The sequence below is a fragment of the Rhizobium sp. NZLR8 genome, assembly GCF_019685025.1.
In the GTDB taxonomy this organism is placed as follows: Bacteria; Pseudomonadota; Alphaproteobacteria; order Rhizobiales; family Rhizobiaceae; genus Rhizobium.
This window is the reverse complement of sequence record NZ_JABDVY010000008.1, coordinates 34,176-52,881: the sequence shown is the minus strand read 5'-3', so window position 1 is coordinate 52,881 and position 18,706 is coordinate 34,176. Positions and strand designations below refer to the sequence as shown.

16 protein-coding genes are annotated in these 18,706 nt (G+C 62.2%); 9 read left to right on the top strand and 7 right to left on the bottom strand.

Features of this window, described 5'->3' with window-relative positions; genetic code table 11:
- On the bottom strand, positions 1–1,302 hold the full coding sequence (locus HJB89_RS18575) for a carbohydrate ABC transporter permease (RefSeq protein ID WP_207585884.1): 1,302 nt from the start codon (positions 1,300–1,302) through the stop codon (positions 1–3).
- A 58-nt stretch (positions 1,303–1,360) separates the two neighbouring features.
- A complete protein-coding gene (locus tag HJB89_RS18570; protein WP_221150363.1) occupies positions 1,361–2,707 on the bottom strand; it encodes an extracellular solute-binding protein in 1,347 nt (448 codons plus the stop codon).
- Between the two features lie 346 nt (positions 2,708–3,053).
- Between HJB89_RS18570 and HJB89_RS18565 the strand changes: the two genes are divergently transcribed.
- Entirely contained in the window at positions 3,054–3,512 is a 459-nt protein-coding gene (locus tag HJB89_RS18565) for a YbaK/EbsC family protein (RefSeq protein WP_054184262.1), read from the top strand.
- A gap of 84 nt (positions 3,513–3,596) precedes the next feature.
- Complete coding sequence (locus HJB89_RS18560; protein WP_221150362.1) at positions 3,597–4,604, top strand: Tim44 domain-containing protein; 1,008 nt, start codon at positions 3,597–3,599, stop codon at positions 4,602–4,604.
- Positions 4,605–4,622: 18 nt separating this feature from the next.
- Here HJB89_RS18560 and HJB89_RS18555 read toward each other — a convergent pair whose 3' ends face one another.
- Positions 4,623–5,654, bottom strand: a complete 1,032-nt coding sequence (locus HJB89_RS18555) for a hydroxyacid dehydrogenase (RefSeq protein WP_221116207.1) — start codon at positions 5,652–5,654, stop codon at positions 4,623–4,625.
- A gap of 270 nt (positions 5,655–5,924) precedes the next feature.
- On the opposite strand from HJB89_RS18555, the gene HJB89_RS18550 reads away from it, so the two are divergent.
- The 7 genes from HJB89_RS18550 (at position 5,925) to cydX (ending at position 13,768) form a co-directional block, all read left to right on the top strand.
- Entirely contained in the window at positions 5,925–6,524 is a 600-nt protein-coding gene (locus HJB89_RS18550) for a HupE/UreJ family protein (RefSeq protein WP_221150361.1), read from the top strand.
- Positions 6,525–6,801: 277 nt separating this feature from the next.
- Complete coding sequence (locus tag HJB89_RS18545) at positions 6,802–7,380, top strand: GbsR/MarR family transcriptional regulator (RefSeq protein ID WP_207585878.1); 579 nt, start codon at positions 6,802–6,804, stop codon at positions 7,378–7,380.
- A gap of 4 nt (positions 7,381–7,384) precedes the next feature.
- Positions 7,385–9,130: a thiol reductant ABC exporter subunit CydD gene (gene cydD / locus HJB89_RS18540; RefSeq protein WP_221150360.1), complete on the top strand. Its 1,746-nt coding sequence runs from the start codon at positions 7,385–7,387 to the stop codon at positions 9,128–9,130.
- Positions 9,127–10,815, top strand: a complete 1,689-nt coding sequence (locus HJB89_RS18535) for an amino acid ABC transporter ATP-binding/permease protein (RefSeq protein ID WP_221116210.1) — start codon at positions 9,127–9,129, stop codon at positions 10,813–10,815. The genes cydD and HJB89_RS18535 overlap by 4 nt, the downstream gene beginning before the upstream one ends.
- 76 nt (positions 10,816–10,891) lie before the next feature.
- Positions 10,892–12,472, top strand: a complete 1,581-nt coding sequence (locus HJB89_RS18530; protein ID WP_207585875.1) for a cytochrome ubiquinol oxidase subunit I — start codon at positions 10,892–10,894, stop codon at positions 12,470–12,472.
- 5 nt (positions 12,473–12,477) lie between these two features.
- On the top strand, positions 12,478–13,632 hold the full coding sequence (cydB, locus tag HJB89_RS18525) for a cytochrome d ubiquinol oxidase subunit II (protein ID WP_207585874.1): 1,155 nt from the start codon (positions 12,478–12,480) through the stop codon (positions 13,630–13,632).
- Between the two features lie 13 nt (positions 13,633–13,645).
- Positions 13,646–13,768, top strand: coding sequence for a cytochrome bd-I oxidase subunit CydX (gene cydX / locus HJB89_RS18520; RefSeq protein ID WP_207585873.1), 123 nt, complete (start codon positions 13,646–13,648; stop codon positions 13,766–13,768).
- Between the two features lie 42 nt (positions 13,769–13,810).
- Here cydX and HJB89_RS18515 read toward each other — a convergent pair whose 3' ends face one another.
- The 4 genes from HJB89_RS18515 to HJB89_RS18500 are packed head-to-tail and all read right to left on the bottom strand — an operon-like array spanning position 13,811 to position 18,640.
- Complete coding sequence (locus tag HJB89_RS18515) at positions 13,811–15,814, bottom strand: aldo/keto reductase (protein ID WP_207585872.1); 2,004 nt, start codon at positions 15,812–15,814, stop codon at positions 13,811–13,813.
- A gap of 37 nt (positions 15,815–15,851) precedes the next feature.
- On the bottom strand, positions 15,852–16,934 hold the full coding sequence (locus tag HJB89_RS18510) for an ABC transporter ATP-binding protein (protein WP_221150359.1): 1,083 nt from the start codon (positions 16,932–16,934) through the stop codon (positions 15,852–15,854).
- A gap of 12 nt (positions 16,935–16,946) precedes the next feature.
- A complete protein-coding gene (locus tag HJB89_RS18505) occupies positions 16,947–17,783 on the bottom strand; it encodes a carbohydrate ABC transporter permease (RefSeq protein WP_207585870.1) in 837 nt (278 codons plus the stop codon).
- The gene (locus HJB89_RS18500) at positions 17,780–18,640 is read right to left on the bottom strand and encodes a carbohydrate ABC transporter permease (protein WP_007637285.1); all 861 of its coding nucleotides are present in this window, start codon (positions 18,638–18,640) and stop codon (positions 17,780–17,782) included. The genes HJB89_RS18505 and HJB89_RS18500 overlap by 4 nt, the downstream gene beginning before the upstream one ends.
- Positions 18,641–18,706 lie beyond the last annotated feature (66 nt).

Here is an 18,706-nt window from a genome sequence, read left to right as displayed (position 1 = left end):
TCAATCCTCGATCAGGGGCTTGGCGACAAGCGTGCCGTAGTTGAAGACGCGCAGATAGAGGAGCGACAGCGTCACGCCGATGACGACGAGCACCAGCGCCATGGCCGCGCCCAGCCCGTATTCGAGATTGCCGGCATAATTCCGGAGCGCGGTGTGATAGGCCGCAAGCGCCCATACCTCGGTGGCGTTGCCCGGCCCGCCATTGGTGGCAAGCAGGATTTCATTGAACGACGCCAGCAGCGACAGCGTCTGGTAGCAGGTGACGAAGAGGATCGGCCAGCGCATCTGCGGCAGGATGATGTAGCGGATCTGCTGCCAGCGCGAGGCGCCGTCGACCTCGCTCGCGTAGAACTGGCTCTTCGGAATGGCTTTCATTGCCGAGGAAAACACCAGCATTCCCATCGAAGCGCCGATGAAGCCGTTGATCAACACGACGAAGAACCAGGCATTATAGGCGGTGTCGAGCAGGTAGTTCTTCGGGAGGTAGCCGAACTTGCCCATCAAAATAGAGATGAAGCCGCTGTCCCAGGCGAGCCACTTCCACAGCAGCACGTAGATGACGACGGGCGTGATGCGCGGCAGGAGCCAGATGCCGCGAAAGATCGAGGCAGGCGTCGGCGGCATATAATGTGTCCAGATGGCAAGCAGCAGGGCATAACCGACATTGAAGAGCGTCAGCACCAGCGCGACATAGAGCACGGTATTGAAAAGCACACGCGCCATGTCGGGCGAACTGGCCATGCGTGAGAAATTCTCGGTCGTCCAAGTCCAGCCGGTATAGGTGGTCTTGGCGACGATTTCCTTCTGCTCCGGCGTCAGCTTGAAACCCAGATTGTCCAGCGCTGAAAAGAGCTGCTCCTTGCTGTCGAAGCGGGTGTTGAGGACGGAACGGTTGAACTGTTCGGAGGTCTGCTTGACCTCACGTGTCGAAGGTCGCTCGGCGAGATCCTTGATCATGCGCTCGACATCGCGGCGTGCCGGGAAGACCTCGCCGATATGTTTGGCGCGCAGTTCCGCGACAATTCCCGGCGCCATCCCGAGGCCCTCGACGGCCGTGAGGCCCGCCTCGTCGATCGTGTAGCGCGGTTCGGCCATCTCGGCAGCGATCTCGGGCATCGCCGATTTCAGCGCGATCAGGGAGTTGGGCGCGATCTGGTAGACGCCGCCGGAAATGCCGGTCGCCGTCGTCATGTTGGTCATCGAGAAGACTGCCGTCAGAACCACCGGCATCAGGAAGAACAGGATGATCATGACCGCCGCAGGCGCGATCATCACCAGTCCGAGCGTTCTGGACGATTTCATGGAAGGCCTCCTCGCGGAACCGACCGGGCGGCGGGGTTGCCGTCACCCGGAGGCTGTTTCAGCGAATGACGATCTTGTCGCCGAGCGTGCTTTTCAGCTCGCTCTCGGCATCGCCGACGGCGGCGTCGACGGTCTTGGCGCCGGTCCAGGACGCTTCGAGGTTCTTCCACATGATGTTCCAGTATTTGCCGAAATCGGAATTGTTCGGCATCGCATTGGCATGCGGGAGCAGGCGCTCGGTGGCTTCGCGGGTCCAGCGGTCGGCCGAGTAGAAGTCGACGGTGGATTCCGACTTTGAGATGCCGAGATGGGCCGATTTGACCGCATGCAGCGCGTTGGTGCGTGGCTCGGAGGCGATCTTGACCAGCTGGGCGGCGATCTCGGTGTCTTCCTTGTCGTGACCTGCGGTCAGCAGGTAGACCAGTGGGTGGGTCAGCGTGTTGGCCTTGCCGCCTTCGCCGGCGGGGATCAGCGTGAAGATCACATTGCCGAAGAAGTCCTTGAGGCCTTCCTGGTTGACGAGGCGGGCATAGTGCCAGGTGCCGCCGTCCCAGATGCCAGCCTTGCCGGTGGCGACTTCCTTCCACCACTGGTCGCCCGGCATGCCGATATGGTTCTTCTTGGTGACACCTGATTTCACAGCATCGGCGAAGAACTGATAGGTGCGGGTCATCGCGGCCTTGTCGAAAACGAGCTTGCCGCCTTCTTCCATCGTGCCGCCGAAGCTGGTGTAGAACTGCCAGTAGTCAGGTCCGTTGCTAGTGCGGGGATAGAAACCGTAGCCGGGCTGGACGAGGCCCTTGTCCTGCATCTTCTTGGCGTCTTCGAGCAGGTTCTTCATGGTATACTTGCCGTCCTGCACACTCTGCGGCAACGCATCCAGATCGGCGTCGCTGTAGCCGATCGCCTTCATGTAGGGCTTCCAGAAGAACATCGGACGGGACTCGGCATCCTGCGGAATGCCGTAGACGGTGCCGTTGTAAGAGGCGATCTTCAACAGGTTTTCATAGATGTCGCTGAGCGGCCAGGAGTCGAGATCGACGTAATCCTCGATTGGAACGATGAGGCCTGCCTGCGACCAGGGCGCGATGTCTTCATGGCCGCTGACGACGATGTTCGGCGCGGTCTTGGCTTCCGCGGCAAGGGTCAGCGCCTGCTTGAAGTCCTCCCAGGCGGAATAGGGCTTCTTCTCGACGGTGATCTTCAGGTCTTCGCCCTTGAGGGCGGCTTCGCGCTGCAGCTGCTGGGCTGCGATCTCGATGGCGTCGAGGCGATAGACGTCGTTAGGGCCGGTGCCGCCAGCCCAGACGCTAATGTGAACGTCCTTGGCGAGCGCAATTGCAGAGCTCGAGGCCAGGATGGCGGCCGCGACGGCAAGGGATTTCAGTGTCGGCAAGATGGTCATTTTCTTCGTCTCCCTAGAAGAGCAGTGTGAAGCCTCTTGGCGGGTCAGCACTGCTGATGATGGCCGCTCCGAAACCCCACGAAAACGTGACGATGTCCGCTCTAAGGCTTCGATGTAACGGCCGAATGACAAAATTGAGCACGTGTGCAAAATTATTATGACGATGTCTGGGCGACTTGCAAGCGGCGGTTTTCGGCCTGTGCCTTTTGCGCTGCAAATTGCGCTTTTCCTCCTGCAGCGCCGCGCTCTTCGAGACGCGCAAGGGACGCTGCAGCACTTTCGATCCGCGCATCGTGCTTTCCGAAAATCGGTTCCGATTTCCGGGCCGATGCGCTAGCATCCGGCCATGAGCCTTGAATCCGTCCGCGCTTTCCTGCGTGCGCATGCACCCGATATCGACATCATCGAAACCGCCGAGAGCTCCTCGACGGTAGCGCTTGCCGCTGAAGCCCATGGCGTCGAGCCCGCCCAGATCGCCAAGACGATCTGCCTGCGCGTCGGCGAGCAGATGATGCTGGTCGTTGCCGGCGGCACGGCAAGGCTCGACAATCGCAAATTCAAGGACACGTTCGGAGCCAAGGGACGCATGCTCGACGCCGAAGAGGTGGTGGCGGTCACCAGCCATCCGGTCGGCGGCGTCTGCCCCTTCGGCCTGCCCTCGCCGCTGCCCATCTATTGCGATATCTCGCTGAAACGCTTCGATGAAGTGGTGCCCGCGGCCGGCTCGACGAATTCGGCCGTGCGCATCGAGACCGGGCGGCTGGCCGAGCTGACCGGCGCCAGCTGGGTCGATGTCTGCCAGTAAGGCGGTGAAAAAACTTCAAACCTGCGAAAGAGTACCTATATTCTATCCTGACATGCCGTGACTGCGAATGACAGGAGATCAGGAATGCCGAGTGCCATTTCGCGTTTTGCCAAGTTCGCGGCAATTGCCGCTCTGACGAGCGCAACCGTTTTTGCTTCCCTTGAGGATGCAGAAGCGCGCCGGGCCGGCAGCGGCGGTTTCGGAAGCCGCGGTACCCGCACCTTCCAGGCTCCACCTGTCACCCAAACCGCGCCCGCCCCCGTCGCGCCGATCGAACGATCGATGACGCCGCGTCCGCAGACGACGGCACCTGCGACCGCGCAGCAGCCCTTCGGCGCCCAACGCCCCGGTCTCTTCGGCGGCTTTGGCCGTTCGATGATCGGCGGCCTGATTGCCGGCGGCCTCCTCGGCATGCTGCTCGGTCACGGTTTCGGCGGCGGCTTCGGCTTCCTCGGCATGCTTCTGCAGATCGCGCTGATCGGCGGCGCCATCGTGCTCGCCATGCGTTATTTCGCTAACCGCCGCCAGCCTTCCTACGGTGCCGGTGGCCAAAGCGGCTCCTTTAGCCAGTCCTATGGCATGTCGCCAGCACGCAACTCGTCCTTCCAGGTCCCGACGATTGGCTCGGCTGCCGGTTCAGGTTCGTCCTCGCGCGGCAACCGCCCGAGCGACGAGATCGGGCTCGCGCAGGCCGATCTCGACCAGTTCGAGGAATTGCTGACCGACGTTCAGACCGCTTACGGTGCCGAAGACTACGGTACGTTGCGCAAGCTGACGACGCCTGAGGCAATGTCCTATCTTGCCGAGGAGCTCGGCGAAAACGCCACCAACGGCGTGCGTAACCGGGTCTCCGACGTCAAGCTGCTGCAGGGTGATATCGCCGAGGCCTGGCGCGAAGATGGCGGGGAATATGCGACTCTCGCCATGCGTTACTCCTCGATCGATGCCATGGTCGAACGCGACAGCGGCCGCGTCGTTTCCGGCGACGATCGCCGCCCGAGCGAAAGCACTGAGGTCTGGACCTTCGTGCGCAAGCCCGGCGCAGACTGGAAGCTCGCCGCGATCCAGGGAAGTGAGCAGCGCGCCGCCTGAGGTGGCGCCTCTCCTGGCTTAATTCACCGCGACCGGTTTAGAACGCATGCGCGAAACCGTTTCGCGTTCCGCCCGCTTGCAGCGCATCGGCGGTAGGCCGCGATCCATCAGGTCCATGTCTTCGAGTACCATGTCGCCCATCTTCTTGAAGGCGCTGTCGAGCGCTCCGGCCCGGTGCGCCGAGCGGATGAAGCCTTTCAGGCTCCGCACCGGATGATCGGGCGGCAGCGGCTCTTGCGGATAGACGTCGCTTGCCGCGACGATTTGGCCTGACGAGACGGCCGCCATCAACGCTTCGAAATCGACGACGTCGGCGCGGCTGAGCAGGATGAAGGCCGCGCCCCTGCGCATGCTGGCGAAGGCCTCGGTGCCGAGAAATCCCTTGTTTTCGCTGGTGACGGCGGCGACGACGAAGACGAAATCGCTCTTTGTCAGAACATCGTCCAGGCTTGCCGGCTCGACTCCGTTTTCCTCGAGGATCGAGCGGGGCAGCCAGGGATCGAACACCCTGACGCGCGTCCTGAAGCCGGACAGCAGCCGGCGCAGCGCCTTGCCGAGATCGCCGAAGCCGACGATGCCGATCTCGGAACCGGCGATCAGCCGGGCGCTCGCATTGCCCTCCCCTCCCCAGAGTTCGAAGCCCTGGCGGAAAGCGACATCCGCATCGACGATGCCGCGCGCTAAGGCCAGCGCGAAGCCGAGACCGATTTCGGCGACCGGCTCGGCAAAAACCTGGCCTGTCGTCACGACATGAATGCCGCGCTCAAAAAGCACCTCATAGGGCATGTTGTTGAGAAGATTGCTTTCGACGTTGAGGATCGAGCGCAGGGCCGGCATTCTGGCCAGCGTTTCCGCCGAAAGCGGCGGCTGGCCGATGATATAACGTGTCCTGGCGAGGATCTCGTCACCGAGCCCGGCGATATTCTCGGGATCGGCCTCGACGATTTCGTATTTCGCATGCAGTTCGGCGCGCGCCTTGTCGTTGAAGATCAGATCGAGCGTGCGTGGCTCGGGCGCGCTGATCGCCAGCGGCCGTTCGATATTCGTCATGGGCGTCTCCTCCGTTGCGGGCCATTTGCGCCGTCTCCGCCGATGATTGATAGCCCCTGTGCGGGGCGGTTTCCAGGTGGATCTTGGGTTAACGGGAGAAGCTATCGAAAACGGCATTTGCCTATCAGATAAGCAATTGAATTGCCTTGCTATTTCATGGCATTTTCGTTGACGGCACGAATTCTTTGAACTAGCGTGATGCGCGCGACATGGAGCCGTGCCTGTGTTTGGCGGTGGCAGGATATTCGAAAACTCACGAGGGAATGAGCCATGAAATCAGCACTCAAGAGCGGCCTGCTTGCCTTGGCTGCCGCCGCGCTTCCAGCCGTCGCCTATGCACATACCGGTGTTGGTCAGACGTCCGGTTTTATCCATGGCTTCAGTCATCCGGTTTCCGGTCTCGATCATATCCTTGCCATGGTGATGGTCGGCGTTTTCGCATTTCAGCTCGGTGGTCGCGCCATCTGGCTGGTGCCGACGACCTTCGTTCTGGTGATGGCGTTCGGCGGTGCCCTCGGCGTTGCCGGCGTCAATGTTCCCTTCGTTGAGACCGGCATCGCGCTTTCCGTCGTCGTCCTCGGCGCCATCGTTGCCCTCAACGTCAAGGCTCCGACTGCGGTTGCGATGGGTGTCGTCGGTCTCTTCGCGATCTTCCACGGCCACGCCCACGGCGCGGAAATGCCGGAGAATGCCGCCGGTGCCGCTTATGCCGCCGGTTTCATGATGGCGACCGCATTGCTGCATGTCGGCGGCCTCGCCCTTGGTTACGTCATCGGCCGCGCCGGCGAACGTCAGGGCGTCTTCGTCACGCGTGCGGCTGGTGGTATTGCAGCGATATCCGGCGTCGGCATTCTGGCCGGCTTGATCTGAGCCTGACGGCACTCCAGCCGCCTCCACACGTCACCGTCCAATGAGAACGCCCGGCATGCGCAACGCAATGCCGGGCGTTTCTGCATTATTGCTGCAAAGTGCGGCGGACTTGACCCAAATCAAATCCAGCCACGCCGCGTCAGGCTATATCTGACGCACGATCAACGAACGGACGTCCAAATTGACGCAGGGCCGCCTTGCCGGTTGTCGGCGAGGTGCGAAAGTCAGTATAGTGATTTCAGAAATTTCTGAAATCACAGACGCAACGGAAACAACGATGAACCTGCCGCCTCTTGTCCAGTCCTTCGTTCTCCACTTCGGCGAAATGGGCTCCCGCTGGGGAATCAACCGCACAGTCGGCCAGATCTACGCGCTGCTCTTCGTTTCCCCCGCATCGCTCTGCGCCGAGGAGATCGCCGACTCACTCGGCATTTCGCGCTCCAACGTGTCGATGAGCCTCCGCGAACTGCAGGCCTGGAACCTCGTTATCCTCAAACACAAGCCAGACGATCGCCGCGATTTCTTCACCACGCCCGACGATGTCTGGCTCATATTGCGGACGCTCGCCGAGGAGCGAAAGAAACGCGAAGTCGATCCGACGCTGTCGGTTCTGCGGGAGATCCTGATGCAGCGGCCGGCCAGCGAGGCCGAACGGCATGCGCAGTCGCGGATGAGCGAGATGCACACGCTGATCGAGCAGCTGACGCATTGGTATGAAGATGTAAAACAACTTGAAACCGAAAGGCTCGCAACGCTACTCTCGCTGGGCGCGAAAGTGACAAAGTTTCTGGAGGCCAAGGACCGGGTCGTTTCGCTCGGCCGCAGCCGCCGGCCGAATCCTGCGAACAAGAGTTAGCGCCATGAGCACCGCTTTCTTCGACGCGACGGACAGGGGAGAGACCGAACCGGTGCCGAACGGCGATACCGTCTCGTCCATCACCGGCCCGAATGACGCGAAAAACGGGCTGCGCAGAGCAGCGATGCTGCAGGCATTGGCGGCCGCGATCTGGATTCCTCAGGCCGGGCTGCTGGCAGTCTCGGTCGGGCGCATCGCCGATGGCGGCGCATTGCAGGACGTCCTCTGGCCAGCCTTGGGTATCCTCTTGCTCGGATTTGCAAGGAGCTGCCTCGACGCGGCTGGCGGCCGCCTAGCCTTTCATGTCGCGCGCGCTGAGCTCAGCCGCAGGCGGCGGGCCGCCGCTGCGGCACTCTCGATATCATCGCCGATCGATCGCGGCAGGCCGGCGTCCGGCAAAGCCGCAAGCGTGCTTGGCGAGCAGGCCGAACTCATCGTGCCCTATCTCGCCCGGTTCCAGCCGGCGCGTATAAAGGCGAGCCTTGTGCCGCTCATAATTCTTGCCGTCCTCTTTCCGCTCTCCTGGATCGCCGCGCTGGTTTTGCTGTTTGCCGCGCCGCTGATCCCGATCTTCATGGCATTGATCGGCTGGCGCGCCCAGGCGGCCAGCGAAAGACAACTCGTTGCGACCGGTGGCCTCAACGGTTTCCTGCTCGATCGGCTGCGTGGATTGGCGACGATCCGTGGGCTCGATGCGGTTGAGGCAACGGCGCTGCGGCTGCGCCGGGAGGCGCAATCGCTGCGCGTGCGCACCATGGCGGTGCTGAAGATCGCCTTCCTCTCCTCGGCCGTGCTCGAACTTTTCGCCGCGCTCGGCGTGGCGATGATTGCCGTCTATGTCGGCTTCAGCCTGCTCGGCGAAATCCGCTTCGGCACTTGGGTCGGCCGGCTCGACCTGACCGAGGGCCTGTTCATCCTGCTGTTGGCGCCGGCCTTCTTCGAGCCGCTGCGTGAACTCTCGGCAGTCTGGCACGATCGGGCGGCCGGCGAAGCAGCGCTGAAGGCGCTGGACGGTCTGACTGCCGGCGGCCCGTCTATTCGAGGAGCAGCCGAAATCGCGTCAGCGGTACCTGTCGTCGCCGAAGCATCGGCCATTCGACTTGAAAATCTCGCCTTTCGCTATGGCGCCGACGAACCGTTGATCCTCGGCGATTTCAACCTCGATATCGCCGCCGGCGAACATCTGGCGCTTCTCGGGGCCAGCGGTTCCGGCAAATCGACGCTGCTTTCGCTGATGGCGGGGCTGGCGCCCTGCACCGGCGGCCGCATCGTCATCGGCCGCCTCGAGCTTGCGGATGATACCGCCGCGCTCTTGCGCGGCGGCATGGCGTGGATCGGCCAGAAGCCGCATATCTTTGCCGGCACCATTGCGGGGAATATCGCGCTTGGCAGACCCGGCGTGCTGCGCGGCGATGTTGCCGATGCACTTGACGCCGCGAGACTCGGGAAAGTGGCCGAAGCCTATGGCAGCCGGCCGCTCGGCGAGGGCGGGATCGGGCTTTCCGGCGGCGAGGCACTGCGGCTTGCGATCGCGCGTGCGGCCTGCAATCCGCATCTGAGGATCATCCTTGCCGACGAGCCGACCGCGCATCTCGATGCCGCGACCGCCGCGGAGATCACCGAGAGCCTGCTTTCGCTCGCTAACGGTCGCACTTTGATCGTTGCCACCCATGATCCGCTGCTTGCCGCACGCATGCATCGCATCATGCGCATCGACGCCGATATCATGATGAGGGAGGCCGCCGAATGAGCACATCTGCTGCAGACCTCAAACCGGTCCTGCGTCTGTTTTTTGCCGAGCGCCGGCGCGCGCTCCTGCTCGGCGCCGCACTTTCGGCGACGACGGTCACAGCCGGCATCGGCCTGCTCGGCCTATCCGGCTGGTTCATCACCGCCACGTCGCTTGCCGGCCTTTCCGCCGCCGCCATCACCTTCGACGTCTTTGCGCCGTCGGCGGGAATCCGGCTTCTTGCCATTGTCCGCACGGCAGCACGTTACGGTGAAAGGCTTGCGACCCATGACGCGACGCTCGGCGTGCTCGCCGCTCTTCGCGAAAGGCTGTTTCGTGGCTTCGCCGAACCGGGTGCGGCGCGCTCTCTTTTGCATCGTCCTGCAAGGCTGCTCTTCCGGCTGACGGCCGATATCGATGCGCTCGACTCCCTGTATCTCCGCATTCTCGTGCCGGCCGCGGTGGCGATCGGCGCTACCCTTGCGGCAAGCCTCGTGCTGGGGCTGATGCATCCATTGTTCGGCCTGTGCTTCGGCCTTTTTCTCGCCGGTGCCGGCCTCGGCCTGCCTTTGATCGCCGGCCGCGCGGCGCGCAAACATGCCCGCCGGCGTGCCCATGGCATCGAGGCGCTGCGGTCGCGGACAATCGATCTCGTCGCCGGTCAGACCGATATCCTGATGGCCGGCCGGCTTGGCGCGCAGAGAGAGGCAATCGCTGCCGCCGACCATCACTCCGCCTGCGCCGACGACCGACTGAACCGCATCGAGACCGGCCTGACATTTGGCTTCGGCCTTGTCTCCACCCTTCTGTTGACGGGATCGCTGCTCGCCGTCGCCGCACTTGCGGAAACGAAGGTGATTACCGCGCCTGTCGCCGCACTTGGGCTGCTCGTCGCCTTCGCGGCAGTCGAACCCTTTACGGCGTTGCGCCGCGGTGCTCTGGAACTTGGGCGGACGTTGCTGGCGGCAAGGCGCATTGTGCCGCGGCTGACCGCCACGGCGGCTCCCGAACCATTGGCGCCGCCACTGCCGGGATACGCCTTTTCGCTGGCTGACGTGTCCGCCTTCCATGAAAACTCCGCCGTACCGGTTCTCGAGGGTATAGGACTTGTGCTTCGACAGGGCGAACACCTTGCCGTCGTCGGCAGCAGCGGCGCCGGCAAGTCGAGCCTGCTCGCTCTGCTCTCCGGTGAATTGCCGGCGAAGACGGGAAGCGTCGCCGCGATGACGACGACGCTGCTGACCCAACGGACGGAACTCTTCGAGGACAGCCTGCGCGGCAATCTCACCCTTGCGAACCCGGAAGCAGGCGAGGCCCGTCTTCTGGATGTGCTCGCCGCGGCCGGTCTGCTTGCCGATGTTGAGGCCATGCCGCGAGGGATCGATACGTCACTTGGCGAAGGCGGTCTCGGCCTTTCCGGCGGCCAGTCGCGTCGCTTGGCGCTTGCCCGGCTCTTCCTGCGCGACACGCCGCTGTGGCTGCTCGACGAGCCGACTGAAGGCCTCGACGGCGCCACCGCCCGAGATGTCCTCCAACGTCTCTCGGCAATGGCGGCAGGCCGCTCGCTAGTGATCGCCACGCATATCCGCCGTGAGGCTGTTATCGCGGACCGCATCGCCGTCATCGAAGGCGGCCGCATCCTAGAGGTTTCGCGCCGTGGAGAGGCGGCGTTCGAAAAGGCGCTCGACCGGCTTCGGCCGGACTGAGCAAATCGCATGCCCTCAGGCGCCGACCGGCGCTGAGGAACGCTCCGTACCCCGTGGGACCGTGGGAGAAAGACAAATGGAACTAGATATCGTTGCGCTATCGCGCTTTCAATTCGCACTGACGGCGCTTTACCACTTCCTGTTCGTGCCGCTGACGCTCGGCCTGTCCGTACTCTTGGCGATCATGGAAACCGTCTATGTCATGACCGGCCGCCAGATCTGGCGGCAGATGACGAAATTCTGGGGCACGCTGTTTGGCATCAATTTCGTGATCGGCGTCGCCACCGGCATCGTCATGGAATTCCAGTTCGGCATGAACTGGAGCTATTACAGCTATTATGTCGGCGACATCTTTGGCGCGCCGCTGGCAATCGAAGGCCTGATGGCCTTCTTTCTCGAGGCGACTTTCGTCGGCCTGTTCTTCTTCGGCTGGGACAAGCTGTCGAAGGTCGGCCATCTCGTCGCCACCTGGGCGGTGGCGCTCGGCTCGAACTTCTCGGCCCTCTGGATCCTCATTGCCAATGGCTGGATGCAGAATCCAGTGGGATCGGCGCTCAATCCGCAGACGATGCGCATGGAAATCACAAGCTTCTTCGACGTGGTCTTCAATCCGGTCGCCCAGGCGAAATTCGTCCATACGGTATCGGCAGGTTATGTCTGCGCCTCGATCTTCGTACTCGGCGTCTCGGCCTGGTATGTGCTCAAGGGCCGGCATATCGAACTTGCCAAGCGCTCGATGACGGTCGCCGCCTCCTTCGGCCTCGCCTCGGCGCTCTCCGTCGTCGTGCTCGGCGACGAGAGCGGTTATCTTGCCACCGAAAACCAGAAGATGAAGCTTGCCGCGATCGAGGGCATGTGGAAGACGGAGCCCGCTCCGGCTGCCTTCACCGCCTTCGGCTTCCCGGATCAGGAAGCGCGCGAGACGCATTTCGCCGTGCACATCCCCTGGGTCATGGGGCTGATCGGCACACGGTCGTTGACAACAGAGATCCCGGGCATCGACAAGCTCGAACAGCAGGCCGAAACTCGCATCCGCGATGGCATCAAAGCTTACGATGCACTGACGCAGATCCGTGCCGCGCCAGCGCAGGATCAGGTGGCGCAGGAGGTGCGTAGTTCCTTCGAGGATCTCGGCCATGATCTCGGTTACGGGCTTCTTTTGAAGCGCTATGTCGACGATCCGCGCCAGGCGACCGACGAGCAGATCGCTCAGGCCGCGCGGGACACGATCCCGCACGTGCCGACGCTCTTCTGGTCCTTCCGTATCATGGTCGGCCTCGGCATGTTCTTCATCCTCTTGACCGCCACCTTCTTCTGGCTGTCGGCGCGCCGCCATCTCGATAAATATCCACTGCTTCTGCGGATTGCCGTGCTGGCGATCCCCCTGCCCTTTGTCGCTATCGAACTCGGCTGGGTCGTCGCCGAATTCGGCCGTCAGCCATGGGTGATCGAAGGCGTGCTGCCGACGGCTGCCGCCGTCTCCAGCCTTGGTGCCGGCACCGTGCTTCTGACCATTATCGGTTTTGGCGCACTTTATACGGTGCTGATCGTCATCGAGATGAGCCTGATGATCAAGGCGATCAAGCAAGGGCCGGAGCCGGACGACGAGCCGGAAGCCGTGCTGATTTCCGAAACCCTCGTCCCGGCCGCGGAGTGACCGCCATGATCCTTCACGAACTCCTCGATTACGACACCCTGCGTCTCATCTGGTGGGTGCTGCTCGGCGTGCTGCTGATCGCCTTTGCGACGACGGGCGGCTTCGATCTCGGCGTCGGCACGCTTCTGCCTTTCGTCGCCCGGACCGATACGGAACGGCGCGTGGCGATCAACACCATCGGCGCCACCTGGGAAGGCAATCAGGTCTGGCTGATCCTCGCCGGCGGCGCCATCTTCGCCGCCTGGCCGCCGCTTTATGCGGTTTCCTTCTCGGGCTTTTATCTGGCGATGTTCGCGATCCTCTTCGCGCTCATCCTACGCCCCGTCGGATTCAAATACCGGTCGAAGCGCGAAAGCGCCAATTGGCGCACCGGCTGGGACTGGGCGCTCTTCATCGGAGGCTTCGTGCCGTCGCTGATCTTCGGCGTTGCTGTCGGCAATGTGCTGCAGGGCGTGCCCTTCCGCTTTGCCGACGACATGCGGATCTTCTACGAAGGCTCGTTCTTTGCTCTGCTCAACCCCTATGCGCTGCTCTGCGGCCTGCTTTCCCTAGCCATGCTGACGATGCATGGCGCAGCTTGGCTGGTACTGAAGGCAAGTGGCCCGGTTGCCGAGCGTGCTAGAGGTTATGGCAGCATCGCCGCCCTTGCCGCCATCGTGCTTTTCGCGCTTGGCGGCCTCTTCCTGTGGATCGGCGTTGGCGGTTACCGCATCACCAGCGATATCAGCACCATCGGGCCTTCCAATCCGCTCTTGAAGACCGTATCGCTGGAGAAAGGCGCGTGGCTTGCCAATTACAGCGCCCATTCGTGGATGATCGCGGCACCCGTCCTCGGCTTTGCGGGCGCGGCTCTGGCCTTCATTGCCATGCGGGCAAGGCGCGAGGTAATGACGCTGCTCTTCAGCAAGGTGGCGATCTTCGGCATCATCTCGACGGTTGGCCTCTCGATGTTCCCGTTCATCCTGCCCTCCTCGCTCGATCCGCGATCGAGCCTCACGGTCTGGGATGCATCCTCCAGCCATATGACGCTGTTCATAATGCTGGTGGTGTCGGCGATCTTCCTGCCGATCATTTTTGCCTACACGGCCTGGGTCTACAAAGTTCTATGGGGCAAGGTCGACGAGAAATCCGTCACCGACAAAAACAGCCACGCTTACTAAGGGAGACGAAACGATGTGGTATTTTGCATGGATCCTCGGCCTGCCGCTGGCAGCCGCTTTCGCCGTCCTCAACGCCATGTGGTATGAGCTGATGGACGACGCAGCCAGAAAGAGGGCGTCCGAGACGCTGAAGTAGATATGGAAAGGGCGCGGCTTGAACCGCGCCCTTTTCTCTTCATCAGCCTTCCAGCCACTTCACCTCTTCGGGCGTCAGCCGGATGTCGAGCGCGGAAAGACTGTCTTCCAATTCGGCGACGGTGCGCGGCCCGATCAGCGGTATGACGGGGAAGGGCTGGGCGATCACATAGGCAAGCGCGACGTGGATCGGATTGCGGCCGAGCTTGTTGGCCAGTTCGATGGCACGGTCGCGGCGACCGAAATTCCGCTCGGAATACCAGACCCGCACGATCTCTTCATCGTCTCGCTTGTCGCGGCCGGCACGATCGGTAAAGAAGCCGCGGCCCTGGCTCGACCAGGCAAAGTTCGGGATCTGCTTCTCGTTCAGCCATTTCTTCCAATCGTCATCGGACGCGGCGACGCAGCCGGCCCAGATCGGATCGAGCATCTCGGCGAGCGAGAAGTTGTTGGAAAGCGACGCCGGCGCCGCCTTGCCGGTCTTTTCGGCATAGGCGATCGCTTCATCGAAACGCGCCCGCGTCCAGTTCGAACCGCCGAAAATACCACGAATGCGGCCACGCTTGACCTCGGCATCCATGGCATCGACGAATTCGCCGACCGGCACGTCGGTATTGTCGCGATGCATGAAGTAGATATCGACATAGTTGGTCTTCAGTCGGGCGAGCGACTGGTCGAGCTGTTTTGCGATCATATCGGGATAGCAGAGCGGCGAATGCGCGCCTTTGCCAATCAGCACCATCTCTTCGCGCGGCACCTTGCGGCTGGTATGCCAGTCGCCGAAGATCGCTTCCGTCTTGCCGGCCCCGTAGACATAGGCGGTATCGAAGACATTGCCGCCGGCCTCATAGAAGGCGTCGAGCGTCAGCGAGGCGGCGGCGAAGTTCGGGAAGAACTCGAAGCCGAGGGTCACGACCGAGGCCGGCTTGGAAATGCCGGGTATCTGGCGCTGCGGAATGCTGTTGCCCCGCGTCACCGCGCCGCCGGCAATGTTGGCCGTGCGTTTCTCCGCTTTTTCGACGCCATATTCGAGGCCGACAGAGGCGCGCCACTGGTCGAGCACGCGCAGGTTTCCGATCGAATCCGCCCAGCTCATGCCGGGTGAACTGAATTCGGTTCTGCCGGCCCGGATGGCATCACCCGCCGCATCCGCCTCGAAGGAATAGAGCCAATGGTCTTCCCTGACCTCAATTGTCTCCTGCTTGCCGCCTTTGAAGATCTCGATCTTGCCGACGCCACCCTTGTGGCCGGAGGCGAACCAGAAGTCGGCGACTTCGATCCGGCCCTCGGAGCCGATGATGCGCAAGACGTTATCCTGCTGCGCCATGATCGAGCAGGAGACTTCGGCAATGATCTCGTTCGGGAATTTGAGCACGGCGGACGCCCATTCATCGACGCCGCTCTGTCCCAGATGGGCAACGCCCGAAACCTTCTCCGGTTCGAGGAAGGCCCTGCCCTCTGCGGCGCCGGCGATCAGCCGCGCCATCGAGACTGGATAACCGCCGACATCGAGAATGCCGCCGCCGGCGGTATCGTTGGCGAAAAGCCGGTGTTCCGGCTTATAGCTGCCCATGTTGAAGCCGAAGCTCGAGCGGATGATGCGGACAGTGCCGATGACGCCGCTCTTGATGAGTTCGATCAGCTTTTCCGTCTGCGGATGCACGCGGTACATGAAGGCCTCGCCGGCAAAGACGCCGGCCTTCTTGGCTTCGTAATAGACGGCTTCGGCATCATAGGCCGAAAGTGCGATCGGCTTCTCGACGAGGATATGTTTGCCGGCGCGCGCGGCCTTGATCGCCCATTCGGCATGGCCGGTATGGGGCACGGAGATATAGACCGCATCGACCTCCGGGTCGGAAAGCAGCGCCTCATAACCATTGACGATGCGGGCGCCGGGGAAGTTTTCTGCAAGTCCCGGCTTGGACGGATTACGGGTGGCGATTGCCACCAGTTTGCCGGTACGCGAATGGGCGACGCCGTCGGCAAAGGTGCGGGCGATGGTGCCGGGGCCGATGATGCCCCAGCGGATCGGTTGATCGGAAGTCATAGAAACCTCTTTCGTCTTTCTGCCTTGGGATTGTGGTTTAGCGAAGCCGTTTGCCGGCCCTGTCGAAAAGGAACGTGCGGCTGGCGGGAAGGCCGACCATCATCGTCTCGCGATTGCCGGCGACGCGCGATTCCGGCCGCTCGATGATCAACTGCTCGGACTCGATCGCGGCATAGATATAGCTGGTGTTACCGAGATGTTCGGCGACGTCGATCGCGACGGTGAGATCGGCATCGCCCATACCCGCATCGACGAAATGTTCGGGACGGATGCCAAGCGTCACCTTCGCACCGGCGTCGATCGGATCGGCGACGGGCAGCGGCAGGCGCATGTTGGTGTCGCTTTCCAGCGCGATCACCGCCCTGCCCGGCTGCGTCTCGACCACCACGGCCTTCAGGAAATTCATCTTCGGCGATCCGACGAAGCCGGCGACGAACTGGTTGGCGGGATCGTCGTAGAGATCGAGCGGTGCGCCGATCTGCTCGATATTGCCCGCGCGCAACACGACGATCCGGTCGGCGAGTGTCATCGCCTCCGTCTGGTCGTGGGTGACGTAGATCATCGTCGTGCCGAGTTTCTTGTGCAGCCTGGAAATCTCGACACGCATTTGCACGCGCAGTTCGGCATCGAGGTTTGACAAGGGCTCGTCGAACAGGAACACCTCCGGTTCGCGGACGATGGCGCGGCCGATCGCAACTCGCTGGCGCTGACCGCCGGAAAGCTGCTTCGGCCGCCGCTTCATCAGCTCGGTGATTTGCAGGATCTCGGCGACATGGCTCACGCGCCGCTCGGTATCGGCCTTCGGATTGCCGTTCATCCGCAGGCCGAAGCTCAGGTTTTCTTCGACGGTCAGGTGCGGATAGAGCGCATAGGACTGAAAAACCATGGCGATGCCGCGATCGGCGGGCTCGACGTCATTAACGATCCTGCCACCGATCTGAAGCTCGCCGGAGGTGATGTCCTCGAGACCGGCGATCATCCGCAGCAGCGTGGATTTGCCGCAGCCGGACGGGCCGACGAAGACGACGAATTCGCCGTCCTTCACCTCCAGATTGGCGCCATGGATGATCTCAAAGCCGCCGAAGCGCTTGACGATATTGCTGAGTGAAAGCTCTGCCATGCAGCTCCCCGTTTACTTGATTGCGCCGGCCGCGATGCCGGCGATGAAATGGCGCTGGAGAGCCACGAAGATGACGAGGATCGGCGCCGTTAGCAGCACTGCTCCAGCCATGATGCCGCCCCAGGAGACCTTGGTGAGGCCGATCAGCGTTCCCAATGCCACCGGCGCCGTCATCATTCCCGGTCTGGAATTGATGAGGAGCGGCCAGAGGTAGTTGTTCCACGAGGCGAGGAAGAGGATGATCGCCAAGGCCGCCATGGTCGGGCGCGCCAGCGGCAGGGCGATGCGCAGGAAGATCTGCCATTCCTTGACGCCCTCGACGCGGGCCGCATCGAAAAGCTCACCCGGCATCATCGAGAAGGATTGGCGCATGAACAGCACGCCGAGCGAGTTGAACAGTGGCGGCACGATCAGCGCCACCCAGGTGTTGGCGAGGCGGAATTCGCGCGCCACCATGATGAATTGCGGGATGACCACCACGGAGAAAGGCAGCGTGATCGTACCGATGATGATGGCGATGACGATGGAGCGGCCGACGAAACGGTATCGCGCCAACGCCCAACCTGCCATCGAGGTCAGCATCACCGACAGGAAAGTATAGATGATCGCGACGCCGACGGAAATCACCATGGCGCCGACGAAATCGGTATCGGCCTGCAGGTTCTTGAAATTCTCGATGAAGTTGGTGGATGGCCAGAGCACGATGTCGGGACTGAAGATGCCGTTGTCGGGCATGGTCGAGAAGACGAACATCATCCAAAGTGGAAACAGCCAGATTACCGCAAGCGGCGCCAGTGCGGCGTGCAGCGCGATCCGGCGCATGAGAAGGGATTGCGACCTGGATTTCATTTCGGATCCCTCCCGACCCAGAGATTGAGAAGCGAGATGACCACGGCCAGGGCCGCCATCGTATAGGCGATCGCCGAGGCATAGCCGAAGTTCAACGAGGTAAAGCCCTGGCGGTAGAGCAACAGGCCAAGGGTCTCCGTGCCGCCGCCCGGACCACCGCGATTGGTAATCAGGAAAGGCTCGGTAAAGAGCTGCATGGTGCCGATCACCGAGAGCACCACACAGAAGAGGATGATCGGTTTCAGAAGCGGCAGGGTGATATGAAAGAACTGCTGTACCTTGCTCACCCGGTCGAGCGTCGCTGCCTCGTAGACATCGTCCGGAATCGACTGCAGGCCGGCAAGGATGATGATGGCGTTATAGCCGGCCCAGCGCCATGTGACGGCGAGGATGATCAGCGCCATGGCGGCATTGGCATTGTCGAACCAGGACACCGGGCTGAGGCCGACGGCGGAGATCAGCTTGTTGATGATGCCGAAATCGAGGCTGAACATCAGCCGGAATACCGCTGCATAGGCGACCTCGCCGACGACGACGGGCGCAAAGAAAGCAAAGCGGAAGAGCGGGCGCGCTTTCAAGAGCGGCGAATTGAGCATCACGGCCATGACGGTCGCAAGGCCGATCATGACCGGCACCTGGATCACCAGGATGATCAGCGTGTTATAAAGGGCATTGTAAAAGGCCGGGTCGTAGAACAGCCGCCCCCAATTGGCCTGGAAACTGTATTTCCACGGGTTGATGCGGGTGTTCTGAAAAGAAATCAGGAACGAATTGATGATCGGCCAGACCCAGAAGGTGGCAAAGACCAGCAGATAGGGTGCAAGGAACGCATAGGCGCTCCGGGTTCTGAACGGCATCAAGCCTCCTCCTCACGAACGAATGACCGGGAAACGCCGGGCGCCTGAAACGCCCGGCATCGTCAT

Excerpts from the sequence above, each read along its gene's own strand:
- HJB89_RS18575 (WP_207585884.1), bottom strand. The coding sequence starts at position 1,302 with ATGAAATCGTCCAGAACGCTCGGACTGGTGATGATCGCGCCTGCGGCG.
- HJB89_RS18570 (WP_221150363.1), bottom strand. The coding sequence starts at position 2,707 with ATGACCATCTTGCCGACACTGAAATCCCTTGCCGTCGCGGCCGCCATC.
- HJB89_RS18565 (WP_054184262.1), top strand. The coding sequence starts at position 3,054 with ATGAGCCTTGAATCCGTCCGCGCTTTCCTGCGTGCGCATGCACCCGAT.
- HJB89_RS18560 (WP_221150362.1), top strand. The coding sequence starts at position 3,597 with ATGCCGAGTGCCATTTCGCGTTTTGCCAAGTTCGCGGCAATTGCCGCT.
- HJB89_RS18555 (WP_221116207.1), bottom strand. The coding sequence starts at position 5,654 with ATGACGAATATCGAACGGCCGCTGGCGATCAGCGCGCCCGAGCCACGC.
- HJB89_RS18550 (WP_221150361.1), top strand. The coding sequence starts at position 5,925 with ATGAAATCAGCACTCAAGAGCGGCCTGCTTGCCTTGGCTGCCGCCGCG.
- HJB89_RS18545 (WP_207585878.1), top strand. The coding sequence starts at position 6,802 with ATGAACCTGCCGCCTCTTGTCCAGTCCTTCGTTCTCCACTTCGGCGAA.
- cydD (WP_221150360.1), top strand. The coding sequence starts at position 7,385 with ATGAGCACCGCTTTCTTCGACGCGACGGACAGGGGAGAGACCGAACCG.
- HJB89_RS18535 (WP_221116210.1), top strand. The coding sequence starts at position 9,127 with ATGAGCACATCTGCTGCAGACCTCAAACCGGTCCTGCGTCTGTTTTTT.
- HJB89_RS18530 (WP_207585875.1), top strand. The coding sequence starts at position 10,892 with ATGGAACTAGATATCGTTGCGCTATCGCGCTTTCAATTCGCACTGACG.
- cydB (WP_207585874.1), top strand. The coding sequence starts at position 12,478 with ATGATCCTTCACGAACTCCTCGATTACGACACCCTGCGTCTCATCTGG.
- cydX (WP_207585873.1), top strand. The coding sequence starts at position 13,646 with ATGTGGTATTTTGCATGGATCCTCGGCCTGCCGCTGGCAGCCGCTTTC.
- HJB89_RS18515 (WP_207585872.1), bottom strand. The coding sequence starts at position 15,814 with ATGACTTCCGATCAACCGATCCGCTGGGGCATCATCGGCCCCGGCACC.
- HJB89_RS18510 (WP_221150359.1), bottom strand. The coding sequence starts at position 16,934 with ATGGCAGAGCTTTCACTCAGCAATATCGTCAAGCGCTTCGGCGGCTTT.
- HJB89_RS18505 (WP_207585870.1), bottom strand. The coding sequence starts at position 17,783 with ATGAAATCCAGGTCGCAATCCCTTCTCATGCGCCGGATCGCGCTGCAC.
- HJB89_RS18500 (WP_007637285.1), bottom strand. The coding sequence starts at position 18,640 with ATGCCGTTCAGAACCCGGAGCGCCTATGCGTTCCTTGCACCCTATCTG.